Raw genomic sequence first — 17259 nt, 5'->3', positions numbered from 1 at the left:
AGGTTTTCATGCGGCGGCCGGCCTGCGCAGGGCAAGCGTAGCGGCGCGCGGTCAGGACGGCTCGGCGGGCCCCTGCGGTTCCTGCGCGAGGCCGAGGAACCGCTCGGCGACGGCGGCGCCGCCGTCGGGTTCGCGGCTCACGAGCATCACGGTGTCGTCGCCCGCGATGGTCCCGAGGATCGAGGGCATCACGGAGTGGTCGATGGCCAGGGCGAGGAAGTTCGCCGCTCCCGGCGGAGTGCGCAGGATGACGATGTTGCCCGAGGACTCGGCGGTCACGAGCAGCTCGTTGCACAGTTTCGCCAGCCGCGCATCGAGGATCTCCTGGGAGACGGCAGTCTGCACGTGGCGTCCTCCGCCCTCCACCGGGACCGCGTAGATCAGGGCGCCGTCGGCACCGCGGACGCGGACGACGCCGAGCTCCACGAGGTCCCGCGAGAGCGTCCCCTGGTTGACCTGCACACCGTCCGCCGCGAGGAGCGTGGCCAGTTCGACCTGCGAGCGGACGGACTGCGCCGTGAGCAGGTCCGTGATCCGGGCGTGCCGGGCGGTCTTCGTGGTGGGACGGGCCGAGTCGCGCTGCACGGTCACGAGGGGCTCCCCGTCGTCCCCGGCGTCCCCGATCGCGCGACCAGCCAGGTCATGAGCGCCTTCTGGGCGTGCAGCCGGTTCTCCGCCTCGTCCCAGACCAGGGACTGCGGGCCGTCGATGACGTCGGCGCTGATCTCGTACCCGCGGTAGGCGGGCAGGCAGTGGAGCACGACGGCGTCGGGGGCGGCGTGCACCATGGCCGCCGCGTCGACGGCGTACGCGCGGAAGAGCTCCTGCCGCGCGGCCTTCTCGTCCTCCTGCCCCATGGACACCCACGTGTCCGTGGCGACGACGTCCGCACCCGCGAGCGCGGCGACGGCATCCGTGGTCACGAGGACCGACCCGCCGGTCTCGGCGGCGCGCTGCTCCGCCGCGCCCACGACCGCGGGGTCGGGGAGGTAGCCCTCCGGCCCCGCGATCCGGACGTGCATGCCGGCGGTGGCACCGGCGAGGAGGTAGGAGTTGGCCATGTTGTTGGCGCTGTCCCCGAGGTAGGTCATGGTCAGCCCGGCGAGGGTGCCCTTGTGCTCGCGGATGGTGAGGAGGTCCGCCAGCAGCTGGCACGGGTGGTAGTCGTCGGAGAGGGCGTTGATGACGGGGACGCTCGACGCGGCCGCCATCTCCTCGAGGCCAGCCTGGGCGTAGGTGCGCCAGACGATCGTCGCGACCATCCGCTCGAGCACCTTGGCGGTGTCGGTGATGGATTCCTTGTGGCCGAGCTGGGAGTCGCCCGCCCCGATGATGAGCGGCACTCCGCCCAGGTCCGCGATCCCGGCGGCGAAGGACACGCGGGTGCGCGTGGAGGTCTTGTCGAAGATGACGGCGACGGTCCTGCGGCCCGCCCCCTCGGCCGCGTAGGGGGCGTGGGAGTAGGGCTTCGCCTTGAGTTCCGCGGCGAGGTCGAGGACCTCCGCCTGCTCGGCGGGCGAGAGGTCCGTATCGACGAGGAAGTGGCGCGTCATGAGAGTGCCTCCCGGGCAGTCGTGAGGATCGAGGGCAGGGCGTCGAGGAAGCTCGCCGCCTGCTCCCGCGTGAGGATCAGCGGAGGTGCGAGGCGGATGGTGCCGGGGCCGGTCGCGTTGATGATGAACCCTGCAGCGAGAGCGGCCTGCACCGCTGCCGGGGCGTACTCGCCGTCGAGGTCGAACCCGATGAGCAGGCCCGCACCCCGCACCGCCGTGACACCCTGCACGGCGGCGAGGTGCTCCCGAAAAAAGGCGCCGACGTCGGCCACGTGCTGCAGCGCACCGGATGATTCGAGCGTATGGAGGGTCGCCAGTCCTGCCGCCGTGGCGACCGGGTTGCCGCCGAAGGTGGTGCCGTGCTGGCCCGCCGAGAGAAGCGCCGAGACGTCCTCGCCGAAGGTGACGAGGGCGCCGACGGGGAAGCCGCCGCCGAGGCCCTTGGCGAGGGTCATGGCGTCCGGGACCACGCCGTCGACCCACTGGTGGGCGAACCAGCGGCCCGTCCGCGCGATGCCCGACTGGACCTCGTCGAGGATCAGGAGGGCCCCGTGCTCGCGGGTCAGTTCGCGGGCGGCGCGGAGGTACTCCGGTGAGAGCGGACGGACGCCGGCCTCGCCCTGGATCGGTTCGAGCACCAGGGCCGCCACCGAGTCGTCCATGGCGGCGCGCAGGGCATCGACGTCGTCGAACGGGATGTGCTCCACGCCCCCCGGCAGCGGCTCGAACGGTGCACGGTAGGCCGTCTTCGAGGTGAGGGCGAGCGCTCCCATCGTCCTGCCGTGGAAGGCACCGTCGAGGGCGAGGATGCGGTGGCGCTCCGGCGTGCTGTTGCGGCGCGCCAGCTTCACCGCGGCCTCGAGGGCCTCGGCGCCGGAGTTGGTGAAGAAGACGCGCGAACCGGCGGGCGCCTCGGAGAGCTCGAGCAGCTTCTCCGCGAGCGCCACCTGCGTGGGGCTCGTGAAGAAGTTCGAGATGTGGCCGAGGGTCGCGAGCTGGGCCGAGACGACGGACGTGACGAAGGGGTGTGCGTGGCCGAGGGCGTTCACGGCGATCCCTGCGAGCAGGTCGAGGTACTCGTTGCCGTCGGCGTCCCACACCGTGCAGCCCGAGCCGCGCACGAGGACGCGCTGCGGCGTGCCGAACACGCCCAGCAGCGCCCCGTTGTACCGGGCGAGCCAGTCGGCGCCCGAGGCCGTGCCCGGGAGCGCGTCGGCCGGGGTCGCGGTTCCGGTGTCGGTCATGAGGGTGCTCCTGCCGTGGCGGTGTCGGTGTCGGTGGCCGTGTCGGTGTCGGTGTCCGGGACGACCTGTGTGCCGATGCCCGCGGTGGTGAAGGTCTCCAGCAGCATCGAGTGGGCCAGGCGCCCGTCCACGATGTGCGCGCGCTCGACGCCGGCGTCGACGGCCTGCAGGCAGGCCTTCATCTTGGGGATCATGCCGGACTGCAGGCTGGGCAGGAGTTCACGCAGTTGGGAGGCGGAGAGGGAGGAGATGAGGGAGCTGCGGTCCGGCCAGGCGGCGTAGAGGCCCTCGACGTCGGTGAGGATCACGAGCTTCGACGCTCCGAGGGCCGCGGCGAGCGCCGCGGCCGCCGAGTCGGCGTTGACGTTGAGCACCTGCTGGGTGGCGTCGCCGTCGTCGTCGTACTCGGGGGCGACGGTGGAGATGACGGGGATGCGCCCTGCCTGCAGGATGTCGAGGATCGCCCCCGGGTGCACGGCGGTCACCTCGCCGACGAGCCCGAGGTCCACGGGCTCGCCGTCGACGACGGTGCCGGTGCGGACCGCGCGGAGCAGTCCGCCGTCCTCCCCCGACAGCCCGACCGCGTAGGGACCGTGCGAATTGATGAGGCCCACCAGTTCGCGGCCCACCTGCCCGGTGAGGACCATCCGCACCACGTCCATCGCCTCGGGGGTCGTGACGCGCAGACCGCCCTTGAACTCGGACTCGATGCCCAGTTTCTCCAGCATCGCGTTGATCTGCGGCCCTCCCCCGTGGACGACGACGGGACGGATGCCGACGTGGTGCAGGAAGACGATGTCCTCCGCGAAGGCGCGCCGCATGGCGTCGTCCACCATCGCGTTGCCGCCGTACTTGACGACCATGGTGGTACCGGCGAACCGCTGGATCCACGGCAGGGCTTCCATCAGGGTGGCGGCCTTGTCCTGGGCCCGCAGCGTCGAGGCCGACGGTCCCGCCTCGGTCGGTCGGACGTCTGTCATGGTGTGTCCCGTCAGCTCGAGTACGCGGAGTTCTCGTGCACGTACTCGTGCGTGAGGTCGTTCGTCCAGATGGTCGCGCTCGCCGTCCCGGCGGCGAGGTCGATCTCGACCGTGACATCGTGTGCCGTGAGGTCCACGAGGTCCCGCGACTCCCCGATGCCGCCGTCCCGGCAGATCTGCACGCCGTTCATGGACACGTTGAGCTGCTCGGGCTCGAACACGGCGTCCGTGGTCCCGACCGCCGCCAGCACCCGGCCCCAGTTCGGGTCGTTGCCGAAGATCGCGGTCTTGAAGAGGTTGGAGCGGGCGACGGCGCGGGAGACCACCTCGGCATCGCGCTCGGAGGCGGCGTTCACGGTGGTCACGGCGATGGTGTGGCTCGCGCCCTCGGCGTCGTGGATGAGCTGCGCGGCGAGGTCGAGGCACACCTGCGTGAGCGCCTCCGTGAACTGGGTCTGGTCCGGGGCGACACCCGCGGAGCCGGACGCGAGGAGGACGACGGTGTCGTTCGTCGACATGCAGCCGTCGGCGTCGGTCCTGTCGAAGCTCACGCGGGTGGCTTCCCGCAGGGCGGCGTCGAGGGCGGCGGCGTCCAGCGCCGCGTCCGTCGTGAGGACCACGAGCATGGTGGCGAGACCCGGTGCGAGCATGCCGGCCCCCTTGGCCATGCCACCGATGGCGTATCCCTCGCTCGCGGAGTCGGCGGTGGCCGGGTACCGCGCCTCCTTGGACACGGTGTCGGTGGTCCTGATCGCCTCGGCAGCTGTGGGTCCGCCTCCCCTGCCGAGTGATCCGACCGCGTCGGCCACCCCCGCGAGGAGCTTGTCCATGGGGAGCTGTTCACCGATCAGGCCCGTGGAGCAGACGAACACGTCGGTCGCCGAGACGCCGAGCAGCCCGGCGGCGACCTCCGCCGTCCGGTGGGTGTTCTGGAACCCCTCTGCTCCGGTGCACGCGTTGGCTCCTCCGGAGTTGAGGACGACGGCGTCCACGCGTCCGTCGGACACGACCTGGCGCGACCACAGCACGGGCGCTGCCGCCACGCGGTTGGAGGTGAAGACGGCGGCCGCGTTGTGCAGGGGACCGTCGTTGACGACGAGCGCGACGTCGGGCTTGCCGGTGCTCTTGAGGCCGGCGGCGACACCCGCGGCGCGGAACCCGCCCGGATAGGTGATGCTCATGGTGCGATCCCCTGGATGGTCAGGCCCGCGGTCTCGTCGAGGCCGAGGGCGATGTTCATGGACTGCACGGCGCCGCCGGCGGTCCCCTTGGTGAGGTTGTCGATGACGCTGCTGACGATCACGCGGCCCGCGTGGTCGTCGAAGGCGAGCTGCAGGGCGGCATGGTTGCTGCCGAGCACCGATTTCGTGGCGGGCCACTGGCCCTCGGGCAGGACCCGGACGAACGGCTCGTCCGCGTAGGCCGCCTCCCATGCGGCGCGCAGCTGCGCGTACCCGACGCCCGGCTTCACCCGCGCGGTCGCCGTCGTCAGGATGCCGCGGGCCATGGGCGCGAGGGTGGGGGTGAAGGACAGCGAGACGGGCTCGCCGGCCGCGAGGCCGAGGCCCTGCTCCATCTCGGGGGTGTGGCGGTGCCCGCCGCCCACGCCGTAGGGGCTCATGCCGCCCATGACCTCGGAGCCGATGAGGCCGGGCTTGGCCGCCTTGCCCGCGCCGGAGGTGCCGGAGGCGGAGACGACGACGACGTCGTCGGGCTCCAAAAGGCCGGCGGCGAAACCGGGGGCGAGTGCGAGCAATACGCTCGTGGGATAGCAGCCCGGGACGGCGATGCGGCGTGCCCCTGCGAGGTCCGCCCGGTGGCCGGGAAGTTCGGGTAGCCCGTAGGGCCAGGTGCCGGCGTGTGCCGACCCGTAGAACTTCTCCCACGCGGCCGGGTCCTGCAGCCGGTGGTCGGCCCCGGCGTCGATGACCAGCGTCCCGGGCGACAGCTGCGCGGCGATCTCGGCGCTGGCGCCGTGCGGCAGTGCGAGGAAGACGACGTCGTGTCCCGCGAGCACCTCGGGCGTGGTGTCCTGGAGCACGCGGTCGGCGAGGGAGTGCAGGTGGGGCTGCAGCTCGCCGAGGGTCGATCCGGCGTTGCTGTGCGCCGTGATCGCTCCGATCTCGATGTCGGGGTGGTTCGCCAGGAGGCGCAGGAGCTCCCCTCCGGCATAGCCACTGGCCCCTGAAACCGCTGCGGTGAACGTCATGCACCCAACCCTACAGCAACTCCATGCATACTTTCACATAGTTATGCAGTCGAACCGGTCGGCGACGCACCGCCGATGAAGCGAAGAACCCGCACCGGGTGTCCCGGCACGGGTTCCCGGCTGTAGCGCCCTGATCACCTGCCCAGTGCGGCCGCCAGCTTCGCGGTGTAGAGCGGGGCGACCGCGTTGTGCCCGGCCTGCGACATGTGGACGCTGTCCAGGTACTGGGCATTGGCATCGCTGGCGAGGCCCGCCACGGAGATGAACGTGACGCCCTGCCTCGCCGCATTGGCCGCCAGTACCGCGTCGATGTGGCGGCGCCGGTCGTGCGAGGGATCGCTGCGGGACATCACGCCGTTGATGACGATCCGGCTCTGCGGATACATGAGTTTCAGCTTGGCCCACAGTGCCGAACTGTCGGCGATGACCTGCGCGTCACTTTTGAGCGTCGTCGCATCGTTGCCGCCCATGGAGACCAGGACCAGGCCAGGCGTTCCACCCGGGAAGGGAAGCAGTCCCTGCTCGACCGCCGTCCAGCCGGTCCCGCCGGACCAGGAACTGAAGGTGGAGTAGCCCATCCCGCCGTAGGCCAGGTGCGCCGCCTGGTCGGTGAAGCCCATGGCACGCGCGCCCTGCTCGCTCCAGGAGTCGCCGTCGAGCTGCGAATCGCCGTAGAGCACCACCGACGCCTCGGTGGCCGTGACCCCGGTGAACGGGTAGACGGGTCCACCCGGCGCGGCGACCGGAGGCGCCCCCGTGGTGATGATGCCCTTCTCGAACTGGGTGTGCGTACCGGCGGCATCCTTCCAGGTGTCCGCCGTCGGCCAGCCGTACCGGCCGAAGTCACCGCTCCAGGCGGCGAAGTGGCCGGCGTCGATACTCTTGGGGCCGGTGGTCTGCGCCCAGGTGATCACGCCGCCCTGGAAGCGCTGGTAGTACCCGCCCTGCCAGGCGGTCTTCGGGCCCGCCGGCATGCCCAGGTAGGACTCCGGGCCGCCCTTGTTCTCGTAGTAGGTCTGGATGTGTCCGCCCGTGGTGGACACCGTCCCGGTGGAGCCCGACCAGTACACCCTCCCGCCCTCGAAGTCCTGCCGGACGCCGTTCCGGACGGCGGCTTCCTCGGACCTGGGGTAGCCGAGGAAACCGCGCTCGTACCGGTTGGCGGCGTAGTAGCCCTTGATGGCTCCGGTGACGACGCGGGCGCCCGTCGCGGGCGACCAGTAGACGTAGCCGTTCTGGAAGTTCTGGACCGCTCCACCGCGGACCGTGAGTCCGAATTCATCGCCGGTGGGGAACCCGAGATAGCCCCTGGTCCAGCCGGCGGCCGAATACCTGGCACCGATGGCGTAGTTGAGCACCATCTGGGCGCCGGTCCGCTGGGTCCAGAGGATGTGGCCCTTCTGGAAGCGCTGCGAGCAACTGGTGGCGTCGCAGCTCTTGCTGCTGATCGGATTGCCGAGACGGGCGCGGTTGACGTTCCACTTGCTGTAGGTCGCGCCGTCGACGCTGTAGCCGGCGACCATGAGCGCCGGCACGGCAGTTGGGGGCGCGACAGCCGCCTGCACGGGCGGCGCGAACGCGGCCCCGGCGAGCAGGATCCCCCAGGCCAGCGCCAACGAGGTCACGGTCGATGCGATGCCGCACGGAGAACGCAGAGGGCGCAGCACACGCCTCGGATAGTGGACGACGTTGGCCAAGATTTCCCCATTCTCCGGTGTTCGTTGGGAGAAGACTACTCGGTACCGGTCCGGCCGCCGACCGTTCGGTTCCGCGCTCCGGCTCTGCGTCCGGCCCGCGTCGACCCGCAGGGTCGCCGTCTCCCGCGTAGCGCCGCGGAAAACAGCCTTCGACGGCGGACGGGAGCGCCCTCGGATTAGCATGAGGGGACGCCCCCGAAAGGACATGCCATGCCCTCAGCCATCGTCGTCACCGCCCCCGGCGGACCGGACGTCCTCACCCTTGCGACAGTCGATCGCCCCGACCCGGGGCCGGGCCGGCTCCTGGTGAAGGTGGCGGCCGCCGGGGTCAACTTCATCGAGACCTACCAGCGCAGCGGCGTCTACGCCATCGAGTACCCGTTCACGCCGGGCGCCGAGGCGGCCGGGACCGTGGAGGCCCTCGGTGAGGGCGTGACCGGCTTCGCCGTGGGTGACCGGGTGGCCTTCGCCGAGGGCACGGGCACCTACGCCGAGTACGCGCTCGTCGACGCCGACCGCGCCCTCCCCGTGCCCGACGGCGTGGACCTCGAGACCGCGGCGGCCCTCCCCCTGCAGGGGATGACCGCCCACTACCTCATCACGTCGACGTTCCCCGTCGAGGCAGGTCACACGGTCCTCGTCCACGCCGGGGCCGGCGGGGTGGGCCTGCTGCTGATCCAGCTGCTCAAGGCGAAGGGCGCGCGCGTGATCACCACGGTGTCCACGCCGGAGAAGGAGGAGCTCGCCCGCGGCGCGGGCGCGGACGAGGTCCTGCGGTACGAGGGCTTCGCCGACGCGGTGAGGACCTCGACCGGCGGGACGGGGGTCGACGTCGTGTTCGACGGCGTCGGCAGGGACACGTTCGACGAATCGCTGCGCTCGCTGCGGATCCGGGGCACGCTGGTGCTCTTCGGCGCCGCGTCCGGGCCGGTGCCCCCGTTCGACGTGCAGCGCCTCAACAGCGGCGGCTCGCTCTTCGTGACCCGTCCCACGCTCGCCCACTACCTGCTCACCCCCGAGGAGCGGCGGTGGCGGTCCGAGGAACTCTTCGGTGCCGTCGCGGCGGGCCAGCTCGACGTGCGGATCGGCGCCCGGTATGCGCTGGCCGACGCGGCCAGGGCCCACGAGGATCTCCAGGCGCGGCGGACCACCGGCAAGGTGCTGCTGATCCCCTGAGCGATCCCCCGATCCCCCGGAGACACGAAGGCCCGCCCCCGAGCCGGGGGCGGGCCTTCGTCCGCGTGCGGTCAGCGCTGGACGGCGCCGAACCTCTCCGCGGTGAGGGCCACGGCGGCGTCGCGTGCGGCGCTCGCCTCCTCGGCCGTCAGGGTGCGGTCGGGCGCCCTGAACCGCAGGGCGAACGCCAGTGACTTGCGACCCTCCCCGATGCCCTGGCCCGTGTAGACGTCGAACAGGCTGACGTCCTCGAGGAGCTCCCCGGCGCCGTCCCGGAGCGCCTCGAGCACGTCGCCCGCCACCACGTCGGCGGGCACGACGAGCGCGACGTCCTGCGTGGCCGGCGGGTAGGTGGAGAGCGGTCGGGCGACGATGACGTCGGCCGCGGCCTCGAACAGCAGGTCCACATCGACCTCGAGAGCGACTGTGCGTGCCGGCAGGTCCTCGGCGGCGATCAGCTTCGGGTGGAGCTCGCCGGCGTATCCCAGCACCTCGCCGCTCCGCAGGGAGAACTCCGCGGTACGGCCCGGGTGGAACGCCTGGTGGCTGCCCTGCCGGACGACGACGTCCACGCCCGTGACCTGCCCCATGAGCCGCACCACGTCCACGGCGTCGGCCCAGTCCCAGGCCCGGGGCGTCACCCCGGCGGACGGCGCGGCCTCGTGGCCGGTGAACAGCGCGGCGACGGTCTGCGGCTGGTCCGGGATACCGGTGTAGAGGGCGTCGAGCACCTCGTCGTCCGGCCGGATCCCGAGCGGCGGGATGGACCCGGTACCCAGCGGCCCGGCGGGCAGGAAGACGGCCCCCGCCTCGAACAGGGCGAGGTCACGGAAGCCCCGTGAATGGTTCCGCTTCGCGAGCTCGACGAGTCCCGGGAGGAGGGACCGGCGGAGGAGGCCGCGTTCGGCACTGAGCGGGTTGGCGAGCCGGACCGACGGTGCGGCTGCTCCCTCCTCCGGGCTGCCGAAGACGGCGTTGGCGCGTTCGCCCACGAACGGGTAGGACAGCACCTCGGTGAGCCCGGCCGCCGCGAGGGCGTTCAGGAGCCGGCGGCGCTGCTGCTGCACGCGCGTCAGGCCGCGGCCCGGAGGCGCGACCGGCAGGGTGGAGGGGATGGTGTCGTAGCCGACGAGCCGGATGATCTCCTCGGTCAGGTCCTCCCGCGTCTCGAGGTCGGTGCGCCAGCTCGGCGCGGTGACCTGGTAACCGCCGTCGACGCTCTCGACGGCGGCACCGAGGTCGGTGAGCGCACCGGTGATCTGCTCGTCGCTGAACTCGCGTCCGATCAGGCGCGCCGGGAAGTCGGCCGCGAGGTCGATCACGCGGGGCTCCGGTGCCCGGCCCACATCGGTGGCGGCGTCGTCGACGGTTCCGCCCGCGAGTTCGAGGAGGAGTTCGACGGCGCGCTGCGCGGCGATGTCCGCGACCTGCCAGTCGACGCCGCGCTCGAAGCGCTTGGACGCCTCGGACGGCAGCCGGTGGCGGCGGCGCGAGCGTCCGATGCTGACGTCGTCGAAGTGGGCGGACTCGATCAGCACGTCGCGCGTGCCGTCGGAGACCTCCGTGGAGGCGCCGCCCATCACGCCGGCGATGCCGATCGGGCCGGAGGCGTCCGTGATCAGGAGGTCCTCGGCGTCGAGCGTGCGTTCCTTGTCGTCGAGCGTCCGCAGTCGCTCGCCGGAGCGCGCCCGCCGCACCACGATGTCGCCCGAGAGCTTGTCGAGGTCGTAGAAGTGCAGCGGCTGGCCGAGCTCGAGCATGACGTAGTTGGAGATGTCGACCACGAGGGAGATGGAGCGGATGCCGGCCAGCCGCAGGCGCGCGGACAGCCAGGGCGGAGTGGGCCGCGTCGGGTCGACGCCGCGCACCGTCCGGGCCACGAACCGGTCGCAGCCGGGCGTGCCGTAGATGGGGGCGGTGTCCTCGAGGCGCACGGGGTACCCGGCGCCCGCGGCGGTCGGCACGACCACGGCACCCGCCGGATCGGTGAACGCCGTGCCGGTGGCGTGTGCGTACTCGCGGGCCACGCCCCGGATCGAGAAGCAGTAGCCGCGGTCCGGCGTCACGTTGATCTCGGCGGCCTCGTCGTACAGGCCGAGCAGCTCCATCGCGTCCGTGCCGACCTCGGGGTCCAGCCCCAGGGTCGAGAGCACGAGGATGCCGTCGTGGTCGTCGCCGATGCCGAGCTCGCGGACCGAGGCGATCATGCCCGCGGATACGTGGCCGTAGGTCTTGCGGGGACTGATCCGGAAGTCGCCCGGCAGGACGGCCCCGGGCAGGGTCACGACCACCTTGTCGCCCTCGGCGAAGTTGTGGGCGCCGCACACGATGCCCTGTACTCCCGAGGGCTCGATGCCGTCGCCGGTGAGGCTCTGCCCGGTGCCCTCCGGCACCACGCGGACCTGGCACCAGTTGATGGTCTTGCCGTTGGACTGCGGCTCCTTGACGAGGCTGAGCACCTGGCCCACCACGATCGGGCCGGTCAGCTCGTCGGTGGGGCGGTGGACGTCCTCCTCCTCCAGCCCCACCTTCACGAGCTCGGCCATGACGTCCTCCGCGGTCGCGTCCGCGGGGACGGCTGCGTATTCGCGCAGCCACGACAGTGGGATTCTCACCTAGATCTCCATCCCGAAGTGTTCGCTGAAACGTACGTCGCCCTCGATCATGTCGTGCATGTCGCTGACCTCGTTGCGGAACATGAGTGCCCGCTCGATCCCCATGCCGAAGGCGAAGCCGGAGTAGACGTCCGGGTCGATCCCGGTGGCGCGCAGCACGTTGGGGTTGACCATGCCGCAGCCACCCCACTCGATCCAGCGCGGCCCGCCCTTGGCGCCGGGGTGCCAGATGTCCAGTTCCGCGCTCGGTTCGGTGAAGGGGAAGTAGTTGGGGCGCAGCCGCACCCGGGCGTCGTCGCCGAACAGCTGCTGCGTGAAGTGCTCGAGGGTGCCCACGAGGTCGGCCATGGTGAGGCCCTTGTCGATGGCGAGCCCCTCGAACTGGTGGAACACCGGGGTGTGCGTGGCGTCGAGCTCGTCCGTGCGGAACACCTTGCCCGGGCACAGGACGTAGATCGGCAGGTCACGCTCGAGCATGGAGCGCACCTGCACCGGCGACGTGTGCGTGCGCAGCACGAGGTGGGCCTCCGGTGGCTCCACGAAGAAGGTGTCCTGCATCTCGCGGGCGGGGTGGTCCGGCTTGAAGTTCAGGGCGTCGAAGTTGAACCATTCCGACTCGAGCTCCGGCCCCTCGGCGATCTCCCAGCCCATGCCGACGAAGACGTCGCTGACCCGCTCCTGCAGGGTGGACAGCGGGTGCCGCGCGCCGGTCCGGCGGCGACGCGGGGCCGCGGTCACGTCGACGGCCTCCTCGACGAGGATCCGCGCGTCGCGCTCGGCCTCGAGCTCCACCGTGCGGGCGGCGAGCGCCTGGTTGATCCTGCCGCGGGCCGGGCCGATGTTCTTGCCGGCGGCCGACTTCTGCTCCTTCGGCAGGGCGCCGATCCCCCGGTTCGCGAGGCTCAGGGGCGACTTCTCGCCGGTGTGCGCGATCCGCACCGCCTTCAGCCCGTCGAGGTCGGCGGCGGCCGCGATCGCGGCGAGCGCGGCATCCACGGCGGCGGCGACCGACGAGGCGTCCAGCGGATCGGGGACCTGGGCGTCGGGGCCGTCGGGGCCTGTGTGCTCTGGGGTTTCGGACATGGGGATTGCTTACCTTGCACTCTCGGACGTGCGGCGGGCGGCTTGCCGGGGCGAGCCGCACCTCTGGCGGGAACAGGGACACGGACAGGAAAAGGCCGGGTCGCAGCGTGCGCGCACCGGCGGGTCAAGTCTAGGCGACCCGTTCGGCGGCGTCGCAACAGCCTCCGACGGCGCCCGTCACCCATCCGCTACGGGCCCGGTACGCCCCCGGCTGTGCGCTCCCCGCCGGTACGATGACCGGATGGACCGCAGGCTCGTGCCTCTGCTCAATTGGATCAACCTGTCGACGCCGTGCGGCCTCGCGGTGGCCCGCCTCTCGGGGTGCCGCGTCACCGCGGGCCCTCTCGGCCTGCTGCTCGCCGAGGGCTACCGGCGGCGCCTCCCGAAGGCGCGGGCGTTCACGGTGGGCAGCGTGGTGCTGCTCCGGGGCACCGTCCCGCCCGGCGCGCCCGCGGGCTTCGCCCGGTTGCTGGAGCATGAGGCCCGGCATGCCCGCCAGTACGCGGCGTGCCTCGGCCTCCCGTTCCTGCCGGCGTACGTCGCGGCGGCCGGATACTCGCTCCTGCGCACCGGTGACCCGGCGTCGCGTAATCTCTTCGAGCGCGGTGCGGGACTGTCCGACGGCGGCTACCCCGAACGGCCGCTCCGGCCGGTCGCCGGTGCCGTCCGGGCGGGGGCCAGGGCCGCCGTGACCGCGGTCGTGAGGGGCGCCCGGCGGCGGTGAGGCGTCCGCGCCCGTCCGCTGCCCCATAGGTGTTCTCCGGTGGTGTCCGGCGCTCTCCGGCGTTCTCCGGCGGGCGGATCAGTGTTCGGTGCCGGCGGTGATCCGCACGTCGGCCCGGGTGTCCGCCGTCGTCGCCGCGATCGCCGCGAGGGCCGTGGCCATCCGCTCGATGGCGAGTCCCGGCTGTCCGTGCGCCTCGCCCTGGTCGGTGGAGAACGGCACGTGGACGAATCCTCCCCGCGTCCCGTCCCGCCGGGCGAGGAGGTGCATGAGTCCGTAGAAGAGGTGGTTGCAGACGTACGTCCCGGCCGTCTGCGACACCTCGACCGGGATGCCCAGGGCCGCCACCGCCTCGCGGCACGCCTTGACGGGCAGCGAGGAGAAGTATGCGGCGGGCCCGGCCGGCACGACGGGTTCGTCGATGGGCTGCCGCCCGGCGTTGTCCGGGATGCGGGCGTCGTCGACGTTGATGGCGACGCGCTCCACCGAGACGCTCCCCCGCCCGCCCGCCTGCCCCACGCACAGCACGATCTCCGGCTGGAACCGCTCCAGCGCGGCGTCCAGCGCGTCGATGCTCTGCCCGAAGACGCACGGGACCTCCACGGCGACCGCGTCCATCCCCTGGCCCCGGAGCAGGTCCGCCGCATGCTCGGCCGCCAGCCAGGACGGGTTGGTCGATTCTCCCCCGAAGGGTTCGAAGCCGGTCAGCAGGATCATGTCCCCAGCCTAGGTCAGACCGCGGCTCGGTGGCATCGAATTAGAACACGTGTTCTACTGGGTCCATGCGGTGGGAAGGCCAGAAACTGACAGCGGACGACGTCGCCCCGGTGACGCCGGCCCTGCTGCCCCTGGCAGGACTGGTCAGGAGCGTGCAGACGCCGGAGTTCGCGGGGATCACCTTCCACGAGGTCACCGCCCGATCGGTCCTCAACAGGGTGCCGCCGACGTCGTCCATGCCGTTCTCCTGGACCATCAACCCGTTCCGGGGCTGCTCCCACGCGTGTGTCTACTGCTTCGCCCGCAAGACGCACAGCTACCTCGACCTCGACACGGGGCTGGACTTCGACGCGCAACTCGTCGTCAAGATCAACGCCGCCGAGGTGCTCGCCCGCGAACTGGCCCGCCCCTCCTGGGCGCGGGAGCACGTGGCCCTGGGCACGAACACCGACCCCTACCAGCGGGCGGAGGGCCGGTACCGGCTGATGCCGGGCATCATCGCGGCCCTCGCGGACTCGGGGACGCCGTTCTCCATCCTCACCAAGGGCACGCTGCTGGCACGCGACCTCCCGCTGCTGAAGGCGGCGGCGCAGTCGGTCGCCGTCGGCATGGGGATCTCCCTCGCGCTCGTGGATCCGGTCCTCGCCGAGGCGATCGAGCCCGGAACCCCCGCCCCGAAGGCGCGGCTGGCCCTCATCTCCCGGCTGCGCGACGCCGGCCTGCCCTGCGGCGTCATGGCCATGCCGATCCTCCCCTGGCTCACCGACGGCGACGAATCGCTGGACCGGCTGTTCGGCGAGCTGGCCGCGGCGGGCGCCACCGGCGTCACGGCCGGACCCCTGCACCTGAGGCCGGGCTCACGGGAATGGTTTCTGCAGTGGCTCGCGGCCCATCACCCGCACCTCGTGCCGCGGTACGAGGGGCTCTACCGCGGCGGCAGCTACGCGTCGAAGGAGTACCGGGACTGGCTCGCGGGCAGGATCCGGGTCTTCCGGAGGAAGCATCGGCTGGCGGCGGGCGCCGGGTTCTTCCGCAACCTCCCGACGGCGGGGCAGCCGGAGCCGGCCGTCCCGTCGGCACTCATGACGGGTCCGGTCCAGGCGCCGCTGTTCTAGCCGTCTCCACGAGGCGGGCGGTCAGGGCCCGCAGTGCGTCGACGATGGGCCGGTCGGCGGGGATCCAGGGCAGGGCGTCGAGCTCCCCGCCGGAGTCCAGGGCCACCCAGCGCACCTCGTCGTGATCCTGCAGGGGCGCCGCCTCGCCGGCCGATGGTTCGGCCAGCCACACGCGCATCACCGCCGTCGCGTTGAGCGGCCAGCCCTGCGGACCGGGACCCGGGACCTCGTGGCCGAGCCGTACCCGGATGCCGAGTTCCTCGTCGAGTTCGCGCAGCAGCGCCTCCTCGCACCCCTCACCGGGCTCCACCTTGCCCCCGGGGAACTCCCACATCCCGGCGAACTGCGGGGGCGCCGTCCTCCGGGCCACGAGCAGTCGCGTGGGGTGCCGGAGGGAGTCGACGACGGCCGCTCCGACGATCTGGCGGAGCGCGGTCTCTGCGGGTTGCGTCACCGGCCGAGTCTATCCACGCCACACCGTCACCGCGGCACGCGTCCTGTGCCGGGCGGGCCGATCGGCGGGGGTCAGCTCTCCTCGGGCGCTGCGAGTTCCTCCCCGGTGGGCGCCGTCCGGTGCTCCGGGTTGTCGCCGCGGCGGTACTCCCCGTGCGGGCTCAGACCGGGGACCTGCTGCCCCGCGTTGAGTTCGGTGGAGGTGTAGGTGTCCTCGGAGAACTCCGCGGCACTCTCGTTCTCGGGCTCCGCGGGAAGATTGATGTCCTCCCGCAGGTGCTCGCTCTGCGGCAGTTGGAAGGAGTTCGGCGTCCAGCCCATGATGCGATCCGATCGGTCGATGGTTCTCTGTTCGGCAGGTGGTCCCGGCGGGCCGCCCGCTTCGGGCGGCTCCCGGGCTCGTCATGATATCGCTGTGCGTCCTCGGCCCGCCCTGGCGAAGGCCCTGCGCGCGGGACGGAGCGCCGCCTCGTGGTGCTCCGCGATCCCGCCCCGTGGCAGGTGTGTCACCCGGACGGCCTCGGCGACGACGTCCTCGAGGCTGCCCCGGCGCAGGAGGGCGGCGCGTTGCCGCCGGGCGCCCGTGCCGCGTGCCAGGAGCTGGCGCAGGAGGGACTCGGCGATCTCCGCGTCGCCCTGGTCCTGGAGGGCCGGGCGGAGGTAGCGCAGCAGCGCCAGCGCCACGGATTCGGCGTCCTCGGGCCTCCCGGTCAGGGGATGCAGCAGCTTGCCGTCCATGCCGAACCTGCCCGCCCGCCAGGACGCCATCTTCACGAGGGCCGTGGGCACGGCGAGCGGAGCCTGCCCGGCCCGCCACTCCCGCGCCGTGGTCTCGACGAGCCCCCGTGTCAGCAGGGCGATCAGCACGGCGTCGTCCGAGTACAGGCAGACGTCGCTCACGCGCACCTCGACCGTCGGGTGGTGGTGGCTCAGGCGGGCGTCGAAGTAGATCTGCGCGAGATCGACCGGAACGGCCGTGTCGAGCAGGCCGGCGACGGTCGCGTGGTACCGCTCGGCCGTCCCGAAGATCTCGGACGGGCCGGTCATCGGCCAGCGGCTCCAGGCCTGCGACCGGTAGCTGGCGTACCCGGTGTCCGTGCCGTTCCAGAAGGGCGAGTTGCTCGACAGCGCCAGCAGGACCGGCAGCCAGGCCCGGATGCGGTCCAGGACCGCCACGCCCTCGTCGTCGTCGGCCACACCGACGTGGACGTGGCACCCGCAGGTGAGCTGCTCGCTGGCGGTGACCGCGAACCTGTCCTGCATCTCCTCGTACCGCGTGCCCGGCGAGGCGATCGGGCTCGCCGGGTGGGGTGAGGTGGCGAGGGCCGCAGCCCGGGCACCGACCCGCCGGGCCGTCTCGTCGGCGAGGGCCCGGCACCGGGCGATGTCCATGGCGAGGTCGTTGACGTCGTCGTACGGGTGGGTCCCCGTCTCGATCTGCTCCTGCTTGATCTCGCAGGTGAGGCGTTCGTCCTGGCAGAGGCCGAACGCCTCCTGGCCCAGGGGCACGGGGCGGCCGCTGTCGGCGTCGACGAGGAGGAACTCCTCCTCCACGCCGAAGGTCCTCATGAGTGCGCCCCCGAGGTGGGCGAGGATGCTGCCGTGGCGCGCTGCACTGCGCGTGAAGAGGGTGTGGACATGGTGGTACTCCTGCGAGGAACGATCGACAGGGCCATTGCTCAACCAAGATGTC

The 17259-nt window shown here is 72.0% G+C and carries 16 protein-coding genes; 3 read left to right on the top strand and 13 right to left on the bottom strand.

Translation table 11 applies throughout. The annotated features are described in order from the left end of the window. Positions 1–51: 51 nt before the first annotated feature. The 7 genes from QFZ50_RS03755 to QFZ50_RS03725 form a co-directional block, all read right to left on the bottom strand. Complete coding sequence (locus QFZ50_RS03755) at positions 52–591, bottom strand: arginine repressor (protein ID WP_307082041.1); 540 nt, start codon at positions 589–591, stop codon at positions 52–54. Continuing rightward, complete coding sequence (gene argF, locus QFZ50_RS03750; RefSeq protein WP_307082039.1) at positions 588–1553, bottom strand: ornithine carbamoyltransferase; 966 nt, start codon at positions 1551–1553, stop codon at positions 588–590. Before argF ends, QFZ50_RS03755 begins: the two co-directional genes overlap by 4 nt. After that, entirely contained in the window at positions 1550–2797 is a 1248-nt protein-coding gene (locus QFZ50_RS03745) for an acetylornithine transaminase (RefSeq protein WP_307082037.1), read from the bottom strand. The genes argF and QFZ50_RS03745 overlap by 4 nt, the downstream gene beginning before the upstream one ends. Then, positions 2794–3777, bottom strand: a complete 984-nt coding sequence (gene argB / locus QFZ50_RS03740) for an acetylglutamate kinase (RefSeq protein ID WP_307082035.1) — start codon at positions 3775–3777, stop codon at positions 2794–2796. Before argB ends, QFZ50_RS03745 begins: the two co-directional genes overlap by 4 nt. An 11-nt stretch (positions 3778–3788) precedes the next feature. Then, entirely contained in the window at positions 3789–4958 is a 1170-nt protein-coding gene (gene argJ / locus QFZ50_RS03735; protein WP_307082033.1) for a bifunctional glutamate N-acetyltransferase/amino-acid acetyltransferase ArgJ, read from the bottom strand. Beyond that, on the bottom strand, positions 4955–5986 hold the full coding sequence (gene argC, locus QFZ50_RS03730; protein WP_307082032.1) for an N-acetyl-gamma-glutamyl-phosphate reductase: 1032 nt from the start codon (positions 5984–5986) through the stop codon (positions 4955–4957). The genes argJ and argC overlap by 4 nt, the downstream gene beginning before the upstream one ends. A gap of 134 nt (positions 5987–6120) precedes the next feature. After that, complete coding sequence (locus tag QFZ50_RS03725; protein ID WP_307082030.1) at positions 6121–7611, bottom strand: SGNH/GDSL hydrolase family protein; 1491 nt, start codon at positions 7609–7611, stop codon at positions 6121–6123. Between the two features lie 282 nt (positions 7612–7893). Between QFZ50_RS03725 and QFZ50_RS03720 the strand changes: the two genes are divergently transcribed. Then, positions 7894–8859 carry a quinone oxidoreductase family protein gene (locus tag QFZ50_RS03720; protein ID WP_307082029.1) on the top strand — a complete coding sequence of 322 codons (966 nt, stop codon included), beginning with the start codon at positions 7894–7896 and terminating at the stop codon, positions 8857–8859. A gap of 71 nt (positions 8860–8930) precedes the next feature. Here QFZ50_RS03720 and pheT read toward each other — a convergent pair whose 3' ends face one another. Both pheT and pheS read right to left on the bottom strand, forming a co-directional pair. Continuing rightward, positions 8931–11474: a phenylalanine--tRNA ligase subunit beta gene (gene pheT / locus QFZ50_RS03715; RefSeq protein ID WP_307082027.1), complete on the bottom strand. Its 2544-nt coding sequence runs from the start codon at positions 11472–11474 to the stop codon at positions 8931–8933. Next, positions 11475–12557, bottom strand: a complete 1083-nt coding sequence (gene pheS / locus QFZ50_RS03710) for a phenylalanine--tRNA ligase subunit alpha (protein ID WP_307082024.1) — start codon at positions 12555–12557, stop codon at positions 11475–11477. It lies immediately after the preceding gene. Between the two features lie 241 nt (positions 12558–12798). Between pheS and QFZ50_RS03705 the strand changes: the two genes are divergently transcribed. Continuing rightward, a complete protein-coding gene (locus QFZ50_RS03705; protein WP_307082022.1) occupies positions 12799–13281 on the top strand; it encodes an eCIS core domain-containing protein in 483 nt (160 codons plus the stop codon). A 78-nt stretch (positions 13282–13359) separates the two neighbouring features. Here the strand turns inward: QFZ50_RS03705 and pcp are convergent, their stop codons facing one another. Beyond that, positions 13360–13998 carry a pyroglutamyl-peptidase I gene (gene pcp, locus QFZ50_RS03700; RefSeq protein WP_307082020.1) on the bottom strand — a complete coding sequence of 213 codons (639 nt, stop codon included), beginning with the start codon at positions 13996–13998 and terminating at the stop codon, positions 13360–13362. Positions 13999–14063: 65 nt separating this feature from the next. On the opposite strand from pcp, the gene QFZ50_RS03695 reads away from it, so the two are divergent. Next, a complete protein-coding gene (locus QFZ50_RS03695; RefSeq protein WP_307082018.1) occupies positions 14064–15113 on the top strand; it encodes an Rv2578c family radical SAM protein in 1050 nt (349 codons plus the stop codon). Here the strand turns inward: QFZ50_RS03695 and QFZ50_RS03690 are convergent. The 3 genes from QFZ50_RS03690 to QFZ50_RS03680 form a co-directional block, all read right to left on the bottom strand. Beyond that, the gene (locus QFZ50_RS03690) at positions 15079–15567 is read right to left on the bottom strand and encodes a (deoxy)nucleoside triphosphate pyrophosphohydrolase (RefSeq protein ID WP_307082016.1); all 489 of its coding nucleotides are present in this window, start codon (positions 15565–15567) and stop codon (positions 15079–15081) included. The two genes, QFZ50_RS03695 and QFZ50_RS03690, sit on opposite strands and share 35 nt — an antisense overlap. 71 nt (positions 15568–15638) lie before the next feature. After that, the gene (locus QFZ50_RS03685; RefSeq protein ID WP_307082014.1) at positions 15639–15887 is read right to left on the bottom strand and encodes a hypothetical protein; all 249 of its coding nucleotides are present in this window, start codon (positions 15885–15887) and stop codon (positions 15639–15641) included. A gap of 81 nt (positions 15888–15968) precedes the next feature. Beyond that, positions 15969–17249 (bottom strand): glutamate--cysteine ligase, encoded by a 1281-nt coding sequence (locus QFZ50_RS03680; protein ID WP_307082012.1) that lies wholly within the window; start codon positions 17247–17249, stop codon positions 15969–15971. Between the last annotated feature and the right edge of the window lie 10 nt (positions 17250–17259).

Source organism: Arthrobacter agilis, from assembly GCF_030816075.1.
GTDB classification, from domain to species: domain Bacteria; phylum Actinomycetota; class Actinomycetes; order Actinomycetales; family Micrococcaceae; genus Arthrobacter_D; species Arthrobacter_D agilis_E.
The sequence above is the reverse complement of the archived record's forward strand: the minus strand, read 5'-3'. Positions and strand labels throughout refer to the sequence as shown.